This window comes from Actinomycetospora sp. C-140 (assembly GCF_054796175.1).
Map to the genome: position 1 here is coordinate 127,877 of NZ_JBTWNF010000012.1, position 18,362 is coordinate 146,238.

General features: G+C 75.7%; 19 protein-coding genes. 11 read left to right on the forward strand and 8 right to left on the reverse strand.

All coding sequences use genetic code 11. The features are described from left to right. Positions 1 to 48: 48 nt before the first annotated feature. From ACR9E3_RS20295 to ACR9E3_RS20310, 4 genes are all read left to right on the forward strand, one after another. On the forward strand, positions 49 to 795 hold the full coding sequence (locus ACR9E3_RS20295) for a Crp/Fnr family transcriptional regulator (RefSeq protein WP_460382333.1): 747 nt from the start codon (positions 49 to 51) through the stop codon (positions 793 to 795). Beyond that, positions 779 to 2,443, forward strand: coding sequence for an acyl-CoA dehydrogenase family protein (locus ACR9E3_RS20300; RefSeq protein ID WP_460382334.1), 1,665 nt, complete (start codon positions 779 to 781; stop codon positions 2,441 to 2,443). The genes ACR9E3_RS20295 and ACR9E3_RS20300 overlap by 17 nt, the downstream gene beginning before the upstream one ends. After that, positions 2,443 to 3,489, forward strand: a complete 1,047-nt coding sequence (locus ACR9E3_RS20305) for an alpha/beta fold hydrolase (protein ID WP_460382335.1) — start codon at positions 2,443 to 2,445, stop codon at positions 3,487 to 3,489. The genes ACR9E3_RS20300 and ACR9E3_RS20305 overlap by 1 nt, the downstream gene beginning before the upstream one ends. Before the next feature lie 90 nt (positions 3,490 to 3,579). After that, positions 3,580 to 4,440: an LLM class flavin-dependent oxidoreductase gene (locus tag ACR9E3_RS20310; RefSeq protein WP_460382336.1), complete on the forward strand. Its 861-nt coding sequence runs from the start codon at positions 3,580 to 3,582 to the stop codon at positions 4,438 to 4,440. On the opposite strand, the gene ACR9E3_RS20315 is transcribed toward ACR9E3_RS20310, so the two are convergent. The 3 genes from ACR9E3_RS20315 to ACR9E3_RS20325 are packed head-to-tail and all read right to left on the reverse strand — an operon-like array spanning position 4,437 to position 7,394. After that, on the reverse strand, positions 4,437 to 4,742 hold the full coding sequence (locus ACR9E3_RS20315; RefSeq protein ID WP_460382337.1) for an STAS domain-containing protein: 306 nt from the start codon (positions 4,740 to 4,742) through the stop codon (positions 4,437 to 4,439). The genes ACR9E3_RS20310 and ACR9E3_RS20315 overlap by 4 nt on opposite strands. A gap of 10 nt (positions 4,743 to 4,752) precedes the next feature. Continuing rightward, complete coding sequence (locus ACR9E3_RS20320) at positions 4,753 to 5,778, reverse strand: cobalamin B12-binding domain-containing protein (protein ID WP_460382338.1); 1,026 nt, start codon at positions 5,776 to 5,778, stop codon at positions 4,753 to 4,755. Further along, a complete protein-coding gene (locus ACR9E3_RS20325; RefSeq protein ID WP_460382339.1) occupies positions 5,775 to 7,394 on the reverse strand; it encodes a PP2C family protein-serine/threonine phosphatase in 1,620 nt (539 codons plus the stop codon). The genes ACR9E3_RS20320 and ACR9E3_RS20325 overlap by 4 nt, the downstream gene beginning before the upstream one ends. 331 nt (positions 7,395 to 7,725) lie before the next feature. Between ACR9E3_RS20325 and ACR9E3_RS20330 the strand changes: the two genes are divergently transcribed. Then, positions 7,726 to 8,160 (forward strand): GlcG/HbpS family heme-binding protein, encoded by a 435-nt coding sequence (locus ACR9E3_RS20330; protein WP_460382340.1) that lies wholly within the window; start codon positions 7,726 to 7,728, stop codon positions 8,158 to 8,160. A gap of 50 nt (positions 8,161 to 8,210) precedes the next feature. Here the strand turns inward: ACR9E3_RS20330 and ACR9E3_RS20335 are convergent, their stop codons facing one another. Further along, positions 8,211 to 9,227 carry an ornithine cyclodeaminase family protein gene (locus ACR9E3_RS20335; RefSeq protein WP_460382341.1) on the reverse strand — a complete coding sequence of 339 codons (1,017 nt, stop codon included), beginning with the start codon at positions 9,225 to 9,227 and terminating at the stop codon, positions 8,211 to 8,213. A gap of 238 nt (positions 9,228 to 9,465) precedes the next feature. Here ACR9E3_RS20335 and ACR9E3_RS20340 point away from each other — a divergent pair, with 238 nt between their 5' ends. From ACR9E3_RS20340 to ACR9E3_RS20350, 3 genes are read left to right on the forward strand one after another with little or no spacing between them, the layout of a single operon-like run. Continuing rightward, positions 9,466 to 10,104 (forward strand): OmpA family protein, encoded by a 639-nt coding sequence (locus ACR9E3_RS20340; protein WP_460382342.1) that lies wholly within the window; start codon positions 9,466 to 9,468, stop codon positions 10,102 to 10,104. Positions 10,105 to 10,141: 37 nt separating this feature from the next. Further along, a complete protein-coding gene (locus ACR9E3_RS20345) occupies positions 10,142 to 10,471 on the forward strand; it encodes a YrhK family protein (RefSeq protein WP_460382343.1) in 330 nt (109 codons plus the stop codon). A 52-nt stretch (positions 10,472 to 10,523) separates the two neighbouring features. Beyond that, positions 10,524 to 11,204, forward strand: coding sequence for a hypothetical protein (locus ACR9E3_RS20350; protein ID WP_460382344.1), 681 nt, complete (start codon positions 10,524 to 10,526; stop codon positions 11,202 to 11,204). Between the two features lie 45 nt (positions 11,205 to 11,249). Here the strand turns inward: ACR9E3_RS20350 and ACR9E3_RS20355 are convergent, their stop codons facing one another. After that, the gene (locus ACR9E3_RS20355; protein ID WP_460382345.1) at positions 11,250 to 12,269 is read right to left on the reverse strand and encodes an NAD(P)-dependent alcohol dehydrogenase; all 1,020 of its coding nucleotides are present in this window, start codon (positions 12,267 to 12,269) and stop codon (positions 11,250 to 11,252) included. Positions 12,270 to 12,319: 50 nt separating this feature from the next. Between ACR9E3_RS20355 and ACR9E3_RS20360 the strand changes: the two genes are divergently transcribed. The 3 genes from ACR9E3_RS20360 to ACR9E3_RS20370 all read left to right on the forward strand — a co-directional run bounded on the left by ACR9E3_RS20360 (position 12,320) and on the right by ACR9E3_RS20370 (position 15,401). Further along, on the forward strand, positions 12,320 to 12,955 hold the full coding sequence (locus ACR9E3_RS20360; RefSeq protein WP_460382346.1) for a DUF47 domain-containing protein: 636 nt from the start codon (positions 12,320 to 12,322) through the stop codon (positions 12,953 to 12,955). 1 nt (position 12,956) lies between these two features. After that, positions 12,957 to 13,952 (forward strand): inorganic phosphate transporter, encoded by a 996-nt coding sequence (locus tag ACR9E3_RS20365; protein WP_460382347.1) that lies wholly within the window; start codon positions 12,957 to 12,959, stop codon positions 13,950 to 13,952. A 63-nt stretch (positions 13,953 to 14,015) separates the two neighbouring features. Then, positions 14,016 to 15,401 carry an FAD-binding oxidoreductase gene (locus ACR9E3_RS20370; protein ID WP_460382348.1) on the forward strand — a complete coding sequence of 462 codons (1,386 nt, stop codon included), beginning with the start codon at positions 14,016 to 14,018 and terminating at the stop codon, positions 15,399 to 15,401. Positions 15,402 to 15,748: 347 nt separating this feature from the next. Here the strand turns inward: ACR9E3_RS20370 and ACR9E3_RS20375 are convergent, their stop codons facing one another. From ACR9E3_RS20375 to ACR9E3_RS20385, 3 genes are all read right to left on the reverse strand, one after another. Further along, on the reverse strand, positions 15,749 to 16,387 hold the full coding sequence (locus ACR9E3_RS20375; RefSeq protein ID WP_460382349.1) for a thermonuclease family protein: 639 nt from the start codon (positions 16,385 to 16,387) through the stop codon (positions 15,749 to 15,751). A gap of 65 nt (positions 16,388 to 16,452) precedes the next feature. Further along, positions 16,453 to 17,679: a cytochrome P450 gene (locus ACR9E3_RS20380; protein WP_460382350.1), complete on the reverse strand. Its 1,227-nt coding sequence runs from the start codon at positions 17,677 to 17,679 to the stop codon at positions 16,453 to 16,455. After that, a complete protein-coding gene (locus tag ACR9E3_RS20385; RefSeq protein WP_460382351.1) occupies positions 17,676 to 18,359 on the reverse strand; it encodes a TetR/AcrR family transcriptional regulator in 684 nt (227 codons plus the stop codon). Before ACR9E3_RS20385 ends, ACR9E3_RS20380 begins: the two co-directional genes overlap by 4 nt. Between the last annotated feature and the right edge of the window lie 3 nt (positions 18,360 to 18,362).

Consider the following 18,362-nt stretch of genomic DNA (forward strand, 5'->3'; position numbering starts at 1 on the left):
GCCCGCCGACCCCGAGACGGTGATCGCAAACCACGCTACGGTTCGCCCATGCGGCCGAGGGTCGAGGAGATCGCCGGGATCGAGTGGTTCCGGCGACTCTCCCCGGCGCACGTCGCCGCCGTCGCGGACGCCTGCTCGGTGGTCACGCTGGCGCGGGACGAGGCGCTCTACCGGTCCGGCGAGGCGCCGGACGCGTTCTTCGTGCTGCTGCACGGACGTGTCGGCGCGTGGCGCGGGGAACCGACCGATCCCGAGTCGATGCTGTACTTCGTCAGCGACCGGCGGCACGAGAGCCTCTGCCTCGAGAACGTGGTCGCCGACATCCCGTACTTCGCCACGATGCGCGGCCTCCTCGACGCCACGCGGCTGCTGCGCGTCCCGGCGACGGTCCTGCCCGCCATGCTCGAGGCGGACCGCGAGCTCGGGATCGCGATCGCCCGCCACATCGCCGAGCGCCTGCAGGCCTTCACCGAGCAGATGACCGACCTCGGCTCGCTGCCGGTGACGCGGCGGGTCGCGAAGTTCCTGCTCGCCTCCCAGCAGGCCGGCTCCGACCTCGTCGTCGTCCCGCTGCGCCAGGCCGAGATCGCGAGCCGTCTCGGGGCCGCCCGCCAGTCGGTCAACCAGGCGCTGGCCTCGCTCGGGCAGCGGGGCATCATCGAGGCCGTCGGGCGGGGCGTCTATCACCTGCTCGACCGGCCGGCCCTCGTCGCGCTGGCCCGCGGCGGGCCGGCGCCCGGACCTGGCAGCCGGGCGCGCGGCGTGGTCGGATCCGCCCGTGTCCGCGACGCATGAGGTCACCAACCAGGTCCCCGACCTCGTCGGTCACGACGTGGCCGACGACCCGCCCCTGCTCGAGGCCCTGGAGCGCGAGGGGGCCGGGTGGTACCGCGGCGAGCTCGGCGAGATCGGGCGGCTCGCCGGCTCGGCGGACGCGCAGGAGTGGGCCGACGCCGCCCACCGGAACGAACCCCGGCTGCGCACCCACGACCGCGTCGGGCACCGCGTCGACGAGGTCGACTACGACCCCGGCTACCACGCGCTGCTGACCGAGGCCGTGGGCCACGGCTTCGCGGGCACCCCGTGGGCCCAGGGACCCGACGCCCGGCCGGGCGCCCACGTCGCCCGCGCCGCCGGGTTCCTCACCTGGTCGCAGCTCGAGGCCGGGCACGGCTGCCCCATCTCCATGACCTACGCGGTGCTGCCCGCCCTGCGCGCGGCGCCGGAGCTGCTCACGCAGTACGGGCCCGGGCTGACCAGCCGGACGTACGACCCGGGTCTGCGGGCGCCGGACGCCAAGCGCGGCCTGCTCGCCGGGATGGGGATGACCGAGAAGCAGGGCGGCTCGGACGTCCGCGCCAACGCCACCGTGGCCCGCCCCGACGGGGACCACTACCGGCTCACCGGCCACAAGTGGTTCACGAGCGCCCCGATGTGCGACCTGTTCCTCGTGCTGGCGCAGGCTGGCGGGGCGAGCGGAGCGACGGGTACGGGCGGGGGAGCCGGGCTGACCTGCTTCCTGGTGCCGCGGGTGCTGCCCGACGGCACGCGCAACACGTTCCGCATCCAGCGCCTCAAGGACAAGCTCGGCAACCGCTCGAACGCCTCGTCCGAGCCGGAGTTCGACGAGACCGTGGCCTGGCGCGTCGGCGACGAGGGCCGCGGGGTCCGCACGATCATCGAGATGGTCGCCTGCACGCGGCTGGACAACGCGCTGGGCTCGGCGGCGGGCATGCGGACCGCGGTGTCGCGCGCGGCGCACCACGCGCGGTACCGGTCGGCGTTCGGACGTCCGCTGATCTCCCAGCCGCTGATGCGCGAGGTGCTCGCCGACCTGGCCCTCGAGTCGGAGGCGGCGGTGACGCTGGCGCTGCGCCTGGCGGGGGCGCAGGACCGCAGCGGCCACGACGAGCACGAGGCCGCGTTCCGGCGGATCGGCGTCACGCTCGGCAAGTACTGGATCTGCAAGCGCCAGACGGCCGTGGTCGGCGAGGCGCTGGAGTGCCTCGGCGGCAACGGCTACGTCGAGGAGTCCGGGATGCCGCGGCTGTTCCGCGAGTCGCCGCTGAACTCCATCTGGGAGGGCTCGGGCAACGTCAACGCGCTCGACCTGCTGCGCATCCTGGCCCGCGAACCGGCCTCGCTGGAGGCCTGGCGGGCCGAGGTGTCGGGCGTCGACGACCGCATCGACGCCGGGCGCAAGGAGGTCGAGGCCGAGCTCGCCCACGCCGACGAGCGCAGTGCCCGGCGGCTCACCGAGCGGATGGCGGTGCTGCTCTCGGGCGCGCTGCTCGTCCGGCACGCCCCCGCGCCCGTCGCCGACGCCTACGTCGCGGCACGCGTGGAGGGCGGGAGCGGGTACGCCTTCGGCACCCTGCCGCCGGGCACCGACGCCGACGCGCTGCTGGCGCGGCTCCCCGACACGACGCCCGTGAGCCCGTGATGGACCTCCTGCCCGGCGTCCGGGCCGCCGAGGTCCAGGGCCGCATCCGCACGCACTACCTCGAGTCCGGGCCGTCGGACGGCGAGCCGGTCGTGTTCGTGCACGGCAACCTCTCCACCGGCCGGTTCTTCGAGCACCTCATGCCCGGCGCTCCCGACCGCTGGCGTCTGCTCGCCCCGGACATGCGCTGCTTCGGGCGCAGCGAGCCCGCGCCGATCGACGCCACCCGGGGCCTCGGCGACTGGGCCGACGACCTCGTCGGCTTCCTCGACGCGCTCGGCGTCGACCGGCCGCCGCACCTCGTCGGCTGGTCCACCGCGGGCGCGGCGATCGCGCTGGTCGCCCGCGCGCGGCCGGTGGCGTCGCTGACCTTCCTCGACCCGGTCTCGCCGTACGGGTTCGGCGGCGTGTTCCGCGACGGCACCCCGTGCTGGCCCGACGTCGCGGGCTCGGGCGCGGGGGTCGCCAACCCGGAGTTCGTGCAGCGTCTCCGGGACCGCGACCGCACCGAGGACAGCCCGCTCTCGCCCCGCGCGGTGATGAACGCGACGTACTGGCGCGCCGGGCACCGCGAGCCCCGCGACCGCGAGGACGTCCTCGTCGACGAGATCCTGCTGACGACGATCTCCGACGACGGCTACCCGGGCGACGCGGTGACCTCGGCGCACTGGCCCGGGGCGGCGCCCGGCACGCGCGGCCTGCTCAACGCCCTGTCCCCGAAGTACTGCGACTGGTCGTGGCTGCCCACGCTGCCCGACAGGCCGCCGGTGCTGTGGACCCACGGCGGGCGGGACGTGGTGGTCGCCGACGGCTCGGCGCTCGAGCTCGGCACCCTCGGCGCCGGCGGCGTCGTGCCCGGCTGGCCCGGCGCGGACGTCTTCCCGCCGCAGCCGATGGTCACGCAGATCCGCGACGTGATGGAGGCCTACCGGGCGGCCGGGGGCCGCGCCGAGATCGAGATCTTCGAGGAGTCGGGCCACGGCCCGCACGTCGACGCCGCGGACCGGTGGTCGGCGACGTTCTTCGCCTTCGTCGAGGCGCGGTAGCTCCCGGCGGGGCTGGCACACCGGAACTGTGTTCCGTATCGTAGACGGAACAGAGTTCCGTCTACGCCGCCCGTCCCGGGGAGGACTCCCATGGCACCCACCGTCAGCTTCGGGATCGCGACCGCGCCCCAGCAGGTCGCCTACGACGACGTCCTGCGCGTCTGGCGCGAGGCCGACGCCGTGCCCGCGATCGAGCACGCGTGGCTCTTCGACCACCTCCTGCCGATCGCCGGGGACATCGACGGGCCGATCCTCGAGGGCTGGACGTTGCTCGCGGCGGTGGCCGCGCAGACCGGGCGCCTGCGTCTCGGCCTGCTCGTGACGAGCAACCGCATCCGGCCGCCCGCCGTCCTCGCCAAGATCGCGACGACCGTCGACGTCGTCTCGCGCGGACGGCTCGAGCTCGGCATCGGCGCCGGTTCGCGCCCGAGCATCCCGTGGGCCCGGCGCGAGTACGACGCCCACGGGCTGCCCTACCACGACTTCGGCGACTCGGTGGCCGCCCTCGACGAGGCCTGCACGGTGATCAAGAAGCTGTGGACCGCGGAGGAGCCGTTCGACTTCCACGGCTCGGCGGTGCAGCTGACCGGCGCGTTCGGCAACCCGAAGCCCGTCCAGCGCCCGCACCCGCCGATCCTCATCGGGGGCCGCGCGGCGAGGACCCTGCGCGTCGTCGCGCGGCACGCGGACCGCTGGAACATGCCCGGCGGCGACATCGCCGACGTCGTCGAGCGCAGTGCCCTGCTCGACCGCTACTGCGCGGAGATCGGCCGCGACCCGTCGGAGATCACGCGCTCGGTCGTCCTGCCCGTGTCCTACGACCGCCCGGAGGAGACGCGCAAGTCCGTCGACGACGCGGTCGGGGCCGGGGTCACCCACGTCGTCCTGAGCCTGCCGGCGCCGTGGCCCGAGGGCGTCGCGCGGTGGGTGGCCGACGAGGTGATCGGCTAGCCGAAGACCTGGTCGAGCCCGGTGAGCTTGAGCGCGCGGGCGGGCTGGCCGTGCACCCCGCGCAGCGCGAAGGAGGCACCGACCTCCTCGGCGCGGCGGTGGGCGCCGATGAGCACGCGCAGCCCGCAGGAGTCGCAGTAGGTGACCGCCTCGAGGTCGAGGACGAGCTCGGACGTCGGCGCCTCGAGCGCGTCGCCGACGGCGTCGTCGAGGCGGCCGTGGCTGTCGTAGTCGAGGTCTCCACCGACGATCACGACGGTGCCGTCGCCGCTGCGCTCGGTGCGGATGGTCAGCTCGGTCATCGCGCCTCTCTCACCCCACCGGGGCGGGCAGGCCTCCGTGGGCTTCACGGAGGAGCCGAACCGTGCGCGGGGAGTCTGCCAGCGCGGCCGCGAGCGCGTCGAGCACCGGCGCGAGCTCGGCGACCCGCAGCCCGGCCGGGATCGCGACCGAGCCCACCCAGGAGACGAACCCGTCGAACAGTGCCGGGTCGTCGACGAAGACCGCCGCGGCGAGGAAGTCGACGAGGTGGCCGAGGTCGTCGGCGAGCTCGTCGGTCGGGTCGCCGCCGTCGGGACGGGCCGCGGCGGCGGCGAGGCGGACGAGCTCGGCGCGGCGGGCGTGCAGCACGCCCTGCTCCTCGCGGCCGGTGCGGTCGCCCGCGGTCGTGCCGCCCTCGGCCGCGTCGGCGTGCCACGGTCCGTCCGGGTCGGCGGCGAGCATCGCGGCGGCGGCGCGGGCGTCGGGGGCCCAGCCGTCGGCGCCCACCGCGCGCGCCCAGCGGCCGTCGGCGCCGAAGGCGGGTCCCCCGGCGAGCACCGGCGTGTCCGTGGCCCGGCAGGCCTCGACCATGCGCCGCGCCGCGGGCAGCCGCGACGGCAGCGAGCTGGAGATCGCGACGACGTCCGGTCCGACGCGGTGCACGTGCGTGGCGAGCTGGGCGGCGGGCACCGACGCCCCGAGGAACTCCACCGACCAGCCGTGGCGGGCGAGGACCTCGGCGAGCAGCCGCGCCGGCAGCCCGTGCCACTCGCCGTCGAGGCAGGCGACGGCGACCGTGCCCGCGCCGGAGGGGCGCGGGGCCGGCGAGTGCCGCGCGACCGCGGCCACGACCCGTTCGCTGATGTGGGTGGCGACGTGCTCCTGGACGACGGTCCACTCCCCCGCGGCCCAGCGGTCGCCCACCTCGCGCTGGGCGCCGGCGACGACGTCGAGCAGCACGGACTCGGGATCGACGCCCGCGTCGAGCGCGTCGACGGCCACCGCGACCGCGCCGGCCTCGTCGGCGGCGGCGAGCCGCTCGAGGTACGCGGCGCGGCGCGCGTCGATGTCGGTCACGCCCGGCTCCCCGGGTCGTGCGGTGCCTGGATCGCCAGCATCGCGACGTCGTCGTGGTCGTGCCCGTCGAGCCAGGAGACGACCACCTGCTCGAGGTGCTCGCAGAGCACCTGCGGCGGGGCGCCGGCGCACGGCGGCAGGGCGGCGGCGAGGCGCTCCTCGCCGAAGAAGTCGCCGGAGCCGCGGGCCTCGAGCACGCCGTCGCTGTAGAGCAGGCACGTGTCGCCCGGCCGGAGGCGCACCTCGACCTCGCCGAAGCGGGCCTCGCGGATCCCGCCGACGAGCATGCCCGCCACCGGCACGGCCTCGACCTCGCCGTCCGCGCGCAGCACGAGCGGCGGCGGGTGCCCGCCCGTGGCCAGGCGCAGCTCGACCGTGCCGTCGTCGGCCGGGCGGGCGTCGCCGAGCACCATCGTCGCGAAGCGCGGGTCCTCGTCGCGGGTGGCGACGGCGTCGAGCAGGGCGGTGTTGAGCAGCGGGAGGATGTGGCCGGGCCGGTCCTCGAGCAGTCGCAGCGCGTGCCACGACTGGCGCACCCGGCCCGACAGGACCGCGGCCTCGATGCCCTTGCCGCAGACGTCGCCGAGCAGGAACGCGGGCCGCTCGCTGGTGCCCACGACCTCGTAGAAGTCGCCGCCGACGCGCATCGTCTCGCGGGCGGGGCGGTAGGCCGCACCCCACAGCACGCCGGGCGTCTCGGGCAGCCGCGGCGCGGCGAGGCTCTCCTGCAGCACGGTGCCGAGGTGGGACTGCTCCTCGTGCAGCGCCGCGGCGGCCAGCGCCGTGCCGGCGCGGGCGACGTAGGACGAGAGCAGGTCCTCCTCCGCCGCGGCGAGCGTGCCCTGGTTCGCCTCCACGCGCGGGTCGGTGAGCACCACGCACGCCTCGACGACGCCGGTGATCGGCACCGGGCACACGCGCAGCGTCGCGTCGCCCGTCGCCGGGCGGCGACCCGTCAGCGTCTCGATCTGGTCGTTCACCCGGGGGTCGCCGCTGCCGTCGCCCTCGCCGGCCAGGACGGCGGCGAGGTGCGGGACGCGGTCGAGGTCGGCGGCCGCGGCGTGGCCGACGCGGGGGCGCCCGCCGCCGAGCTCGGCGGCGGCCCAGGTGACGGTGTCGTCGTGGCGCACGACGAGTACGGCCCCCGGGGCGAGGCGCGGCACCGCCAGGGCGACGACGCGGCGCGCGGTGCGGTCGAGGTGCAGGACGCCGTGCAGGGCCCGGCCGGCCTCGGCCAGGAAGGCGGCACGCTCCTGGGCCGCCAGCAGGGAATCGGTGCGCGCCTGCTCGTCGGAGACGTCGCGCAGGTACCAGTACCGGTCGCCCTCGCGGGTCGCCGGCGGGAGCGGCGGGACGGGACCGATGGCCGTGCCGCGGCGCCCGCGCAGGTGGCGCTCACCGGTGCCGTGCTCGACGACGGCCTCGAAGCCCTCCGGTTCGCCGTCGCGCACGGCCCGCGCGAGGGCCTCGCAGCGGGCGACGTCGATGATCTCGCCGATCCGCAGGTGCGGCAGGAGCTCCTGCGCCGCCGGGTTGGCCGCGCGCACGAGGCCGGCGCGGTCGCAGATGACCACGCCCTCCTCGAAGCCGTCCAGCGGGCCGGGGGCCGCCGGCACCGCCGGGGTCGCGGGTGCGGCGGGCGGAGCGGGGGGCGTGACGGGAGCTGCGGGAGCCTCGGACACGTCGTGTGCCGGAGCGTCGAACCGTGACTCCACCGCCGTCCCTCCCTCCGTGACGGACGGATCCACCCTAGTCGACCCTGATCACCCCCGTCCTGAGCAGGCACCGTGTCCCGCGGTGAGCCGTCGGTGACCGCGGACGAACGGTGGGTGACGTGGGGTCGCCGGTCGGTGTCACCCGGACGGGCTCGGCGGGAGGACCGGCGACGGGGCGCTCACGTGCGGTCTCCGGTGATATCCGGGGACCTCCGCCGGGTACGGCCCGGCCATGAGCATCAGCCTCGAGCAGGCCCAGACCGTCGTGTCCGCCGCCCTCGCGCACGCCCGCGCGCAGGGGTTCAAGCCGCTGACGATCGCGGTGCTCGACCCGGGCGGCGCGCTCGTCGCCCTCGGCCGCGAGGACGGGTCCGGTTTCCTGCGCCCGGACGTGGCGACGGCGAAGGCCTACGGCGTGCTCGGTCTCGGCATGGACAGCCGGGCGATCGCGGCCCGTGCCGCCGACTCGGCGGAGTTCTTCACCTCGGTGGCGTCGCTGACCGGCGGCAAGGTGTTCTCGGTGCCGGGCGGGGTGTTCGTGCACGACGACGCCGGGACGCTGCTGGGCGCGGTCGGCGCCAGCGGCGACGCGTCGACCGCCGACGAGGAGGCCGTCGTCGCCGGCATCCGCGCCGCCGGCCTCACCCCGCGCACCGGCGCCGAGTAGGTACGTGAGCGAACTTTGGTGCCATAGCACCAAAGTTCGCTCACGTATGGCTACGGCTCGATGACCGTGCCGAGGTCGCGGGCCAGGGCGGCGTCGTGGACGTCGGCGGCGAGGGCGACGTCGAGGACGCCCATGCCGAAGGGGTTGCTCAGGACGACGTCGGAGGCGTCCGCCCGGCCCGGGTGGGTGCCGGCGACGATCTCGGCCAGCGTCGCGTCGACCGTCCGGGCGCCCGGCCGCGTCTCCCCCGGCGCCGCGAGCGTGCCCTCCCGCAGCATCCGGCCGAGCAGGCGGCGGTCGTCGGCGGCCACGAGGCCCCAGTCGTCGACCACCACCAGGTCGGCGCCGGTGACCACGTCGGGCAGGACGTCGTCGAGGGAGACGTGGGCGACCAGCGCCCCGGGCGCGAGCCAGTCCAGGGCGATGTAGCCCGTGGTGGTCGTGGTGGTGCAGACGACGAGGGCGGCGCCCTCGACCGCCGCCCGCGGGTCGTCGGCGACGTCGGCACGGCGCAGCGCGGCGAACGACCGGGCCCGCGCGGGGTCGACGTCGTGGACCACCACGGACGCCTCGGGGTACTCGCGCGCCAGCAGGTCGAGGTGCGACTCCGCGAGCGCGCCGCAGCCCAGGACGGCGATGCGGCCGACGTCGGGCGGGGCGAGGCGGCGGGCGGAGAGCACCGTGTAGGCCGCGGTCCGGGTGGCCGAGATCCACGCGGCTTCGAGCATCGCGACCGGGCGTGCGGTGTCGGGGTCGAACAGGAACGTCCAGCCCTGCGCGCGCGGCAGCCCGCGCGACGGGTTGTCGAGGCTGGAGTTGATGACCTTGAGGCCCACCGCGGGCCGGTCACCCCACACGGCGCCGGGCAGGGCGAGGCTGCGCGCGAAGACGCCGGAGGACGGCGTGTGCCAGGGGAGGTAGGCCTCGTCGGGCAGCGTCGTGGCGCCGCGTGCGTGGGCGAGCAGCGTCGCCTCCACGCTGGCGACGGGGTCGACGTCGGCGGCCGCGGCCAGCACGTCCTCGCGACGCAGGACGCGCAGGGCCGGCTCGGCGTTCGGGGAGGTCATGGGGCGCTCACGGTGCGCGATCCTCCCGCGTCACCGGTTCGCCGCCTCCCGCGACGCGCCCCTGGTGAGCGATCTTTGGTGGCCTGACGGCCCCACGTCCGCCCACGTACGCCGGTCGCCGCAGCGACGCGGGGCCGTCCGGCCGCTTCTCGGGCACGTGCGGGCGCGTCGGGGCACGAAGCGGGCACAGTGCGCGCACCGCTCGATGCGGAGCGAGGTGAAAGGGGGTGACGCGCCGGTGACAGGTGGAGGGCACCACCGCGGGCGCGTCACGGACCGTCCCGGCGGCGCGCACTGGTGGGGCGGCACGGGACGCGCCGGCGGCGGGACCCACGCCGTGCGACGCGCCGGGCGCCGGGGCCTGCTGCTCCTCCTCGCCCTGATCGCCGTCCTCGCCGCGGGCGGGATCGCGGTAGCCGTCACCGCGACACGGTCCGACGTCCCCACCCCCGCCTCCGCCGCCGCGCCACCTGCTGCTGCGACGCCCACCGGACGGTCCGCCGGGGCGCGCACCGCGCCGACCCCCGACGTGGCGGTGCTCCAGTCGACGATCGACGAGGTCCTCGCCGCCGCCCCGCTGCGCTTCGCCGCCGACTCCGCGACCCCGAACGCCGACACCTCCGGGTCCATCGGACGGCTCGCCGCCGTGCTCGCGGCGACACCCGGTCCGCGGGTCACCGTCGAGGGCCACACCGCCCCGACCGGCGAGCAGACCGGCGGGGCGCAGCAGCTCTCCGAACAGCGGGCCCAGGAGATCGTCCGGCGGCTGGAGGCCGCCGGCGTGCCCACCGGCCGTCTCACCCCGGTCGGCGTGGGCCCGGCCCGGCCATTGGCGACGCTCGACGCGAGCCGGCGAGTCGAGGTCCGGGTCGGGTGACGTTTGCCGCGCCGCGGGATCACCCATCACGGGCAGCATGAACCCGCAGACGGCCGACGGCAGCGGTGACACCGACGACCCCGACGGCGACGGTGGCGCAGCGCTCACGCTGACGATCGGCTCCCAGGAGCTGGTCCTGCGCCAGCGCTACGAGCTGATGAGCATCGTCAACGACATCGGCATCTGCCTGTTCTTCACCGTCGGCAGCGTCGCCTTCTACTGGCACGAGCTGTTCAACCTGGGCGTGACGCTGTTCGTGATCGGCAGCGTGCAGCTCGGGATCCGGCCGGGCATCCGCTTCGCCCGCCGCGTGCAGCTGCGCCGGATCACCCGGGGCATGCCCCACGAGGTCGCCCGCGACTTCTGACGTCACGGGCGTCACGGTTGTGTCCCGGCGGGGGCCGGATACGCCCGATGTCATGAGCACTCGCGACACCACCCTCCGCGCGCTGCACGACGTCGGCCTCGCCGCCTGGTTCGGCGGTTCGCTGTTCGGCCTGACCGGCCTGAACGCCGCCGCCGAGGAGGCCGGCGACCGCCGCACCGCCGACAAGCTCGAGAGCATCGGCTGGGCGAAGTGGAGCCCGGTCAACACCGCGGCGATGGCCGCGCACACCGTCGGCGGGGTCGGCCTGCTGGCCGCGAACGGCCGGCGGGCCGTCGCGCAGAAGGGCCACACCGCGACGGTGGTCACCAAGTTCGCGCTGACCGGTGCCGCGGTCGCGGCCTCGGTCTACACCCGCCTCGTCGGCAAGAAGATCGAGGACGCGGTGATCCACGCCGACGCCGGTGTCCGGTCCGCGACGACCTCGCACGTCCCGGACGCGACGGTGAGCCACGGCGGAGCTTCGAACGTCGGCGAGCTCGCCCGCGAGGCCGACAAGCGTGCCGGCCAGGCCACCAGCGCCGCCGCCGAGCAGCTGCCGATGGACGTCCACCACGCGCAGCGCCAGCTCCGCGTCCTGCAGGTGGCCGTGCCCGCGCTGACCGGCGCCCTGGTGGTGCTCTCCTCCCGGGCCGGCGAGCAGCAACGTCCCGGCGACCAGATCCGGGGCATCGCCCGCCGCGCCGGCGAGGCCGTCAGCAGCCTCGCCGCGTGACCTCGTGAGCGGGATTCCCGGCGATGACCGGGAATCCCGCTCACGTCACCCGGGCCGCACCACGGCCTTGATGGCGCCCGGGTCCCGGCGCGCGGCGAGCAGCGCGTCGACGGCGCCGTCGAGGTCGTGGTGCGAGGTGACCATGTCGTCGAGGCGCACCGCGCCCGAGGCCGCCAGCGCGATCGCCGCCGGGTAGACGTGGGCGTAGCGGAAGGTCCCCTTCACGGTGAGCTCCCGCGCCTGCACGACGTCGAGCGGCAGCGTCACCTGCGCCCCGGTGCCGACGAGGACGACGGTGGCGGCGGGCGCCGTCGCGGCGATCGCGAGGTCGAGGGCGGCCTGGACGCCGCTGCACTCCAGGACGACGTCGGCGGGCGGGAGGTCGGTCCCGGCGCCCGGGTCGACGGCGGCGTCGGCGCCGAAGCCCGTCGCGACCTCCCGGCGGCGCGCCACCGGGTCGGACACCGTCACGTGGGCCGCGCCGCGAGCCCGCGCCACCTGCAGGCACAACAGGCCGACCGGCCCGCCGCCGGTGACGAGCACGCGGGTCCCCGGCCCGATGTCCGCCTTACCCGCGGCGTGCACGGCCACGGCCAGCGGCTCGATCATCGCGGCGGCGTCGTCGGAGAGCGTGTCCGGCACCGGGTGGGCGCGGTGCGCCGGGACCGTCACGTACTGCGCGAAGGACCCGTCGACCGGCGGCGTCGCGAAGAACTCGATCCACGGGCAGAGGTGGTAGCGCCCGCGGACGCACTGCTCGCAGCGCCCGCAGTTGCGCTGGGGCTCGAGGGCCACCCGCGTCCCGACGGCCTGCGCGTCGACCCCGTCGCCGACCGCCGTGACGACCCCGGAGGTCTCGTGGCCGAGCACGAGCGGCCCGTGCATGACGAAGCCGCCGATGCGCCCGTGGTCGTAGTAGTGCACGTCGGAGCCGCAGACGCTCACCGCCCGGACCGCCACCTGCACCTCGGCCGGGCCGGGGTCCGGCACGGGACGGGTCTCGACGGACATGCGCTCGGGTGCGAGGAGCACCGCCACCCGTTGCTCGGCGTTCGTGGGGCTCATGGATCCGGAGTACCCGCCGACGCCCGAGGAGCGACGCCTACCATCGCGCGATGGCTTTCCGCCTGACGCCCCACGAGCGTGGCTTCTATCCGCTGTTCACCCGGGCCGCCGAGAACATCGTGATCGGGATCGACCTGCTGGACGATCTCGTGTCCGCCGGCTCCGACGCTCGCCCCGCGCTCGCCGCGAAGGTCAAGGACACCGAGCACGACGGCGACAGCGTGACCCACGAGATCCTGGTCAAGCTGAACTCGACCTTCGTGACGCCGTTCGACCGCGAGGACATCTACCGGCTCGCCTCCTCGCTCGACGACGTCCTCGACGCCGTCGAGGAGGCCGCCGACCGGATCGTGCTCTACCGGCTCGACGTGCTCCCGACGGGCATCCCGAAGCAGGTCGAGATCCTCCGGCGCGCGGCCGCGGCCACCGCCGAGGCGATGCCGAAGCTCGAGAAGGTCGACAAGCTCCAGCCGTACTGGATCCACGTCAACTCGCTGGAGAACGAGGCGGACGACGTCTACCGCGCCCTGCTCGGCGAGCTCCTGGCGCCGCCGGACGACGCCCCGCCGTCGGACGTGCTGACCGTCCTGAAGGTCAAGGAGGTCGTCGAGGTCCTCGAACAGGCCGCCGACGCCTTCGAGACGGTCGCGAACACCGTCGAGAGCATCGCGGTCAAGGAGTCCTGACGTGGAGCTCGCCGTGATCGTCGTGGTGGTCGTGGCGGCGCTCGCGTTCGACTACACCAACGGGTTCCACGACGCGGCCAACGCCATCGCGACCTCGGTCGCCACCCGGGCCCTCGCCCCGCGGACGGCGCTGCTGATGGCCGCGGTGATGAACCTGATCGGCGCGTTCCTCGGCACCGAGGTCGCCTCCACCGTGGGCAGCGGGATCATCGACCCGCCCCAGGGCATCGGCGGCCTGGTCGTCGTGCTCGCCGCCATCATCGGGGCGATCGCCTGGAACCTCGTGACGTGGTGGTTCGGGCTGCCGTCGTCGTCGTCGCACGCGCTGATCGGCGGTCTCGTCGGTGCCGCGCTCGCCGCGGCGGGGACCGTGCAGTGGGACGGGGTCGTCGAGAAGGTGATCATCCCGATGGTGCTCTCGCCGGTCGTCGGGTTCGTGCTGGCCGGGCTGCTGATGACCGGCATCCTCTGGGCGTTCCGCTACGGGCGCCCCCGCCGGGTCACCTCCGGGTTCCGGCACGCCCAGACGGTGTCCGCGGCGGCGATGGCGCTCGGGCACGGCCTGCAGGACGCCCAGAAGACGATGGGCGTCATCGTGCTGGCGCTCGTGGTCGGCGGTTACCACCAGGGCTTCGAGGTCCCGTGGTGGGTCGTGCTGCTCTCGGCGGGCGCGCTGTCGGCGGGCACGTACTCCGGCGGCTGGCGGATCATGCGCACCCTCGGCCGGCGCATCATCGACCTCGACCCGCCGCGCGGGTTCGCCGCCGAGACGACCGCGTCGGCCGTGCTCTACACGACGGCCTTCGCCTTCTCCGCGCCGATCTCCACCACGCAGACGATCACCGCGTCGATCCTGGGCGTCGGCGCCACCCGCCGGGTCTCGGCCGTGCGGTGGAACGTCGCGGGCAACATCGCGGTCGCCTGGGTGCTCACGCTCCCGGCGGCCGCGGTCGTCGCCGCGGCCGCCTTCTGGCTGCTGCACCTCGTGATCGTCTGACGCCTCGGGGCCCGTCGCGGCGTTACCGTGGGTCCCGTCGTCGTGACCGCTCGAGGAGGCGCCGTGACCACGATCTCGAGGGCACCCGTCGTCGACGCCCTGCACGGCGCGCTGCCCGCCGGCCGGGTGCTCGACGACCCCGACGTGCTGGCGAGCTACGCCCACGACGACGCGGAGTGGGCGCCGCACGCGCTGCCGGTCGCGGTGGTGCGTCCGACCGACGCGGCGCAGTGCCAGGCCGTGGTGCGCGCGTGCCTCGAGCACCGGGCCCCGCTCGTCCCGCGGGGGGCGGGCACCGGACTGTCGGGCGGGGCCAACGCCACCGAGGGGTCGGTGGTGCTCTCCACCGAGCACATGGTCGACGTGCTCGAGATCGACGGCGCCGAGCGCCTGGCCGTCGTGCAGCCCGGGGTGGTCAACGACGACCTGCGCGCCGCCTGCGCGGAGCAGGGCCTCTGGTATCCGCCGGACCCGGCGAGCTCACCCTGGTCGACCATCGGCGGCAACGTCGCCACCAACGCCGGCGGCGTCTGCTGCGTCAAGTACGGCGTCACCCGCGACTACGTGCTCGGGATGCAGGTCGTCAACGGGCTCGGCGAGCTGGTGCGCCTGGGCCGGCGCACCGCCAAGGGCGTGGCGGGCCTCGACCTGGCCGGGCTGATGGTCGGCTCCGAGGGCACGCTCGGCGTGATCACCGAGGTCACCGTCAAGCTGCGGCCCGCCCGCGCCCCCGAGCACACCGTCGCCGGGTACTTCGACTCCGTCGTCGACGCGGGCCGCGCGGTCGCCGCGATCACCGCGGCCGGGCTGACCCCGTCCGCGCTCGAGCTCGTCGACCGCACCTGCCTCGAGGCCGTCGACGCCTGGAAGAACATGGGGCTGGCCGCCGAGGCCGACGTCGTGCTGCTGGGGCGCTCGGACGCGCCGGGGGCGGCCGGGGACGCCGAGGCCGGCGAGATGCTGCGGCACTTCTCGGACGCCGGGGCGACGTTCGCCGCGCAGGCCGCCGACGCCGAGGAGGCCGACGCGCTCTTCGCCGCCCGCCGGCTGGCGTACCCGGCCCTGGAGCGCCTCGGGCCGGTGCTGACCGAGGACGTGTGCGTGCCCCGGGCCGCCGTCCCCGAGATGCTCGGCCGCATCCAGGAGATCGGGCGGCGGCACGAGACGACGATCGCCAACCTCGCCCACGCCGGCGACGGCAACCTGCACCCGCTGCTGATCACCCCGATCGGCGACGAACCGGCGCGTGTGCGCGCGCAGTCGGCGTTCGAGGAGATCCTCGCCGACGCGCTCGCCCTCGGCGGCACCGTCACCGGGGAGCACGGCGTCGGCCTGCTCAAGCGCGACGGCCTCGAGCGTGAGCAGAGCCCCGAGGTCCTCGCCATGCAGCGCGCGGTCAAGGCCGCCCTCGACCCGCACGGGATCCTCAACCCGGGCAAGGTCGTCTGACCGTTCCGCCCGCGGTCGAGGCCGGCCCGGCGCCGCGGTGTGGACCGAGGGACGCCCTGACTGCGTCCCATGCAGCGAGGGCGTCCTTCGCTCCCCCGAGCCCGGCGCCGCGGCGTGGACCGAGGGACGCCCTGACTGCGCCCCACGCAGCGAGGGCGTCCTTCGCTCCCCCGAGCCCGGCGGCGCGGCGTGGAGCGAGGGACGCCCTGACTGCGTCCCACGCAGCGAGGGCGTCCTTCGCTCCCGCAGGCCCGGCGCCGCGGCGGCGGTGGCGTGGACCGAGGGACGCCCTGACTGCGCCCCACGCAGCGAAGGCGTCCCTCGCTCCCCCGGGCCCCGGACCCCGCTCAGCGCCCGCCCGCGGCGTCGGAGCGCGAGGAGCGCACCGCGTCGGTCGCCGTGCCCGGGGCGGACCGCGTGTCGTTCGGGGTGGCGGCGCCGAGGCAGGGCGGGCCCCAGACGCCGCGCTCGGCGAGGCGCGCGCGGTCCTGCGCGGCGCGGACCGCGGGCATGGCGGCCGGGGCGGCGTCGGTGGCGTAGGCGCGGGCGATGCCGGCCTCGGCGGCGAGGACCGCGTAGTCGGCGCCACCGCTCATCGCCACCGACGCGAGGCGCCGGTCGAACCGGTCGCTCGCGCGGTCGCCGGTCAGGGTCACCGCACGGCGGTCGAGGACCCGCGAGGCGAACGCGGTGGCCTGGGCGTCGTAGCAGGTGCCGGGCGGCTGCACGCCGAGCGCGCGGACGCGGATCACCGGGCCGCCGTCGGGCAGGCGCGCGTCGAACGTCACCGCGTCGATCACACGCACCACGACGACCCGCTCCCCCTCGGGCGCGGCGTGCAGGTCGGAGAGCGCGGCCGCGGGGTCCGACGCGGGCGTCGGCACGGCGGCGGGGACGCGCAGCGTCGCCAGCGTCAGCACGGCGGCGGCCGCGCTGACGGCGACGGCGATGCCGAGGACGAGGCGGGCGAGCGCGGCGCGGGACACGCCCACATAGTGACCGATCGTGACCAGTAGTCGACGTTCGGTCACCAGGGGCGCGCGTCACCCGTTCAGGTCGCCACCACGGGCAGGCGGCGAGTCCCGAGCACACGACCCGTGTACGGCCGTTGGTCCCCGTCACCCACGGACAGCCCAGCGTAGCGAGCGGTCATCTCCTCGAGCGCCACGCGCGCCTCGAGGCGCGCGAGCGGGGCGCCGAGGCAGAAGTGGATGCCGTGGCCGAACGCGGTCTGGGCGCCGCCGCCGATCCCGGTGCGCGCGGGGTCGAACCGCTCCGGATCCGGGTGCGCGTCGGGGTCGTGCGTGGCCGAGAGGAGCCAGGGCATGACCACCGACCGGGCCGGCACGGTCACGCCCCCGATCTCGACGTCGGCCGTGGTGGCCCGCGCGGTGAGCGGGAACGGCGGGCGCAGGCGCAGGACCTCCTCGATCGTCGCCGGGATCGTCGCCGGGTCGGCGCGCAGGGCCTCCCACGCGCCCGGGTTCGCGTCGAGCACCCGGACCGCGTTGCCGAGCAGCAGCGTCGTCGTGATGTGCCCGGCGAACAGCAGCAGCATGGAGAAGTTCGCGGCCTCCTCGTCGTCGAGGCGCCGCCCGTCGACCTCGGTGGTGACGAGCGCGGAGATCAGGTCGTCGGCCGGGTCGGCGCGCCGGGCACGGCACCAGTCGCCGAGGTAGCCGGTGATCTCCCCCATCGCGTCGGCCACGCGCGGGTCGTTCATCGCCTCCTTGGGGTCGTCCACCTGCATCGAGAACAACCCGTCGGCCCACGCGCGGAAGCGCCCGCGGTCGGCGGCCGGGAGGCCGAGCATCTCGGCGATGACGGTGACCGGCAGCGGGAACGCCAGCTCCTCGACCAGGTCGAACGAGGCCGATCCACGGGTCGGGCTCCGCTGCGCTCCGTCTCCCGGCGCCGCGGGCAGCATCTCCCCGCACAGCTCCCGGATCCGCGGCTCGAGCCCGGCGACGCGGCGCGGGGTGAACGAGGCGCTGACCAGGTGGCGCAGCGCCTTGTGCTCCGGCGGGTCGATCCGCGTCAGCATGCCCTTGGTCATCTGCTCCGAGCCCGGCATCACCGCCGAGAAGTCGGAGCTGAACGTCGCGACGTCGCGCAGCACGCGCTCGACGTCGGCGGCGCGGGTCACGTGGTGCATCCCGTAGCGGTCGCGCCACACGGGCGCGTCGGCGCGGAGGCGGGCGAGCCAGTCGAGGACGGCGGGCAGGTCCGCGATGTCGGGGGGCAGGTCGCGGTCGAGCAGCGACGAGTCGGTGGTCATGGCTCCTCCGGGAGGGCCGCGGTGAGGTGGTCGAGGGTGCGCTCGTAGAGAGCGGCGAGCCCGTCGGCGGCCGCGGCGAGCGCGTCCGGGGCGGGGTCGCCGGGCGGGGTGAAGCCCGCCCGGACGACGGCGGCGAGGGCATCGGCCCGGGCCGTCACGTCCATCCCGGCCGCGGCCGGGACGAGGTGGTCGAGGAAGAAGCCGATCACGGACGCGCCGAGCCGGTAGGTCAGGTCGGGCGTCGTCGCGGGGTCGTCGGCGAGCAGGCCGTGCCGGTGCAGCAGCGCGAAGTGCTCGGCCGCGAACGCCGACTTGTCGGTGACGATCTCGAGCCCGGCCTTCGTGTCGGTGGCGATGGCGCCGAGCAGCTCGACGTCGCCCGCGAGCAGCGCGCGGGTCAGGGGCCGGCGCTGCACGGCCAGGAACGACGCCCGCAGCGTGGCGTCGAGCGTCGCCTGGGCCGGGTCGGCGCGCAGGGCGTCGAGCAGGTCACGGGTGACGTCCACGGACTCGCGGACCAGCACCGCGGCGAACAGGTCGAGCTTGCTCGCGAAGTGCAGGTAGACGGTGCCCTTGCCGACGTCCGCGCGCCGGGCCACGTCGTCGACGGTCACCCGCCGGTAGGAGTGCGCGAGCAGCAGGTCGCCCGCCGCGTCGAGCATCCGCGTCACCCGGCTCACGGG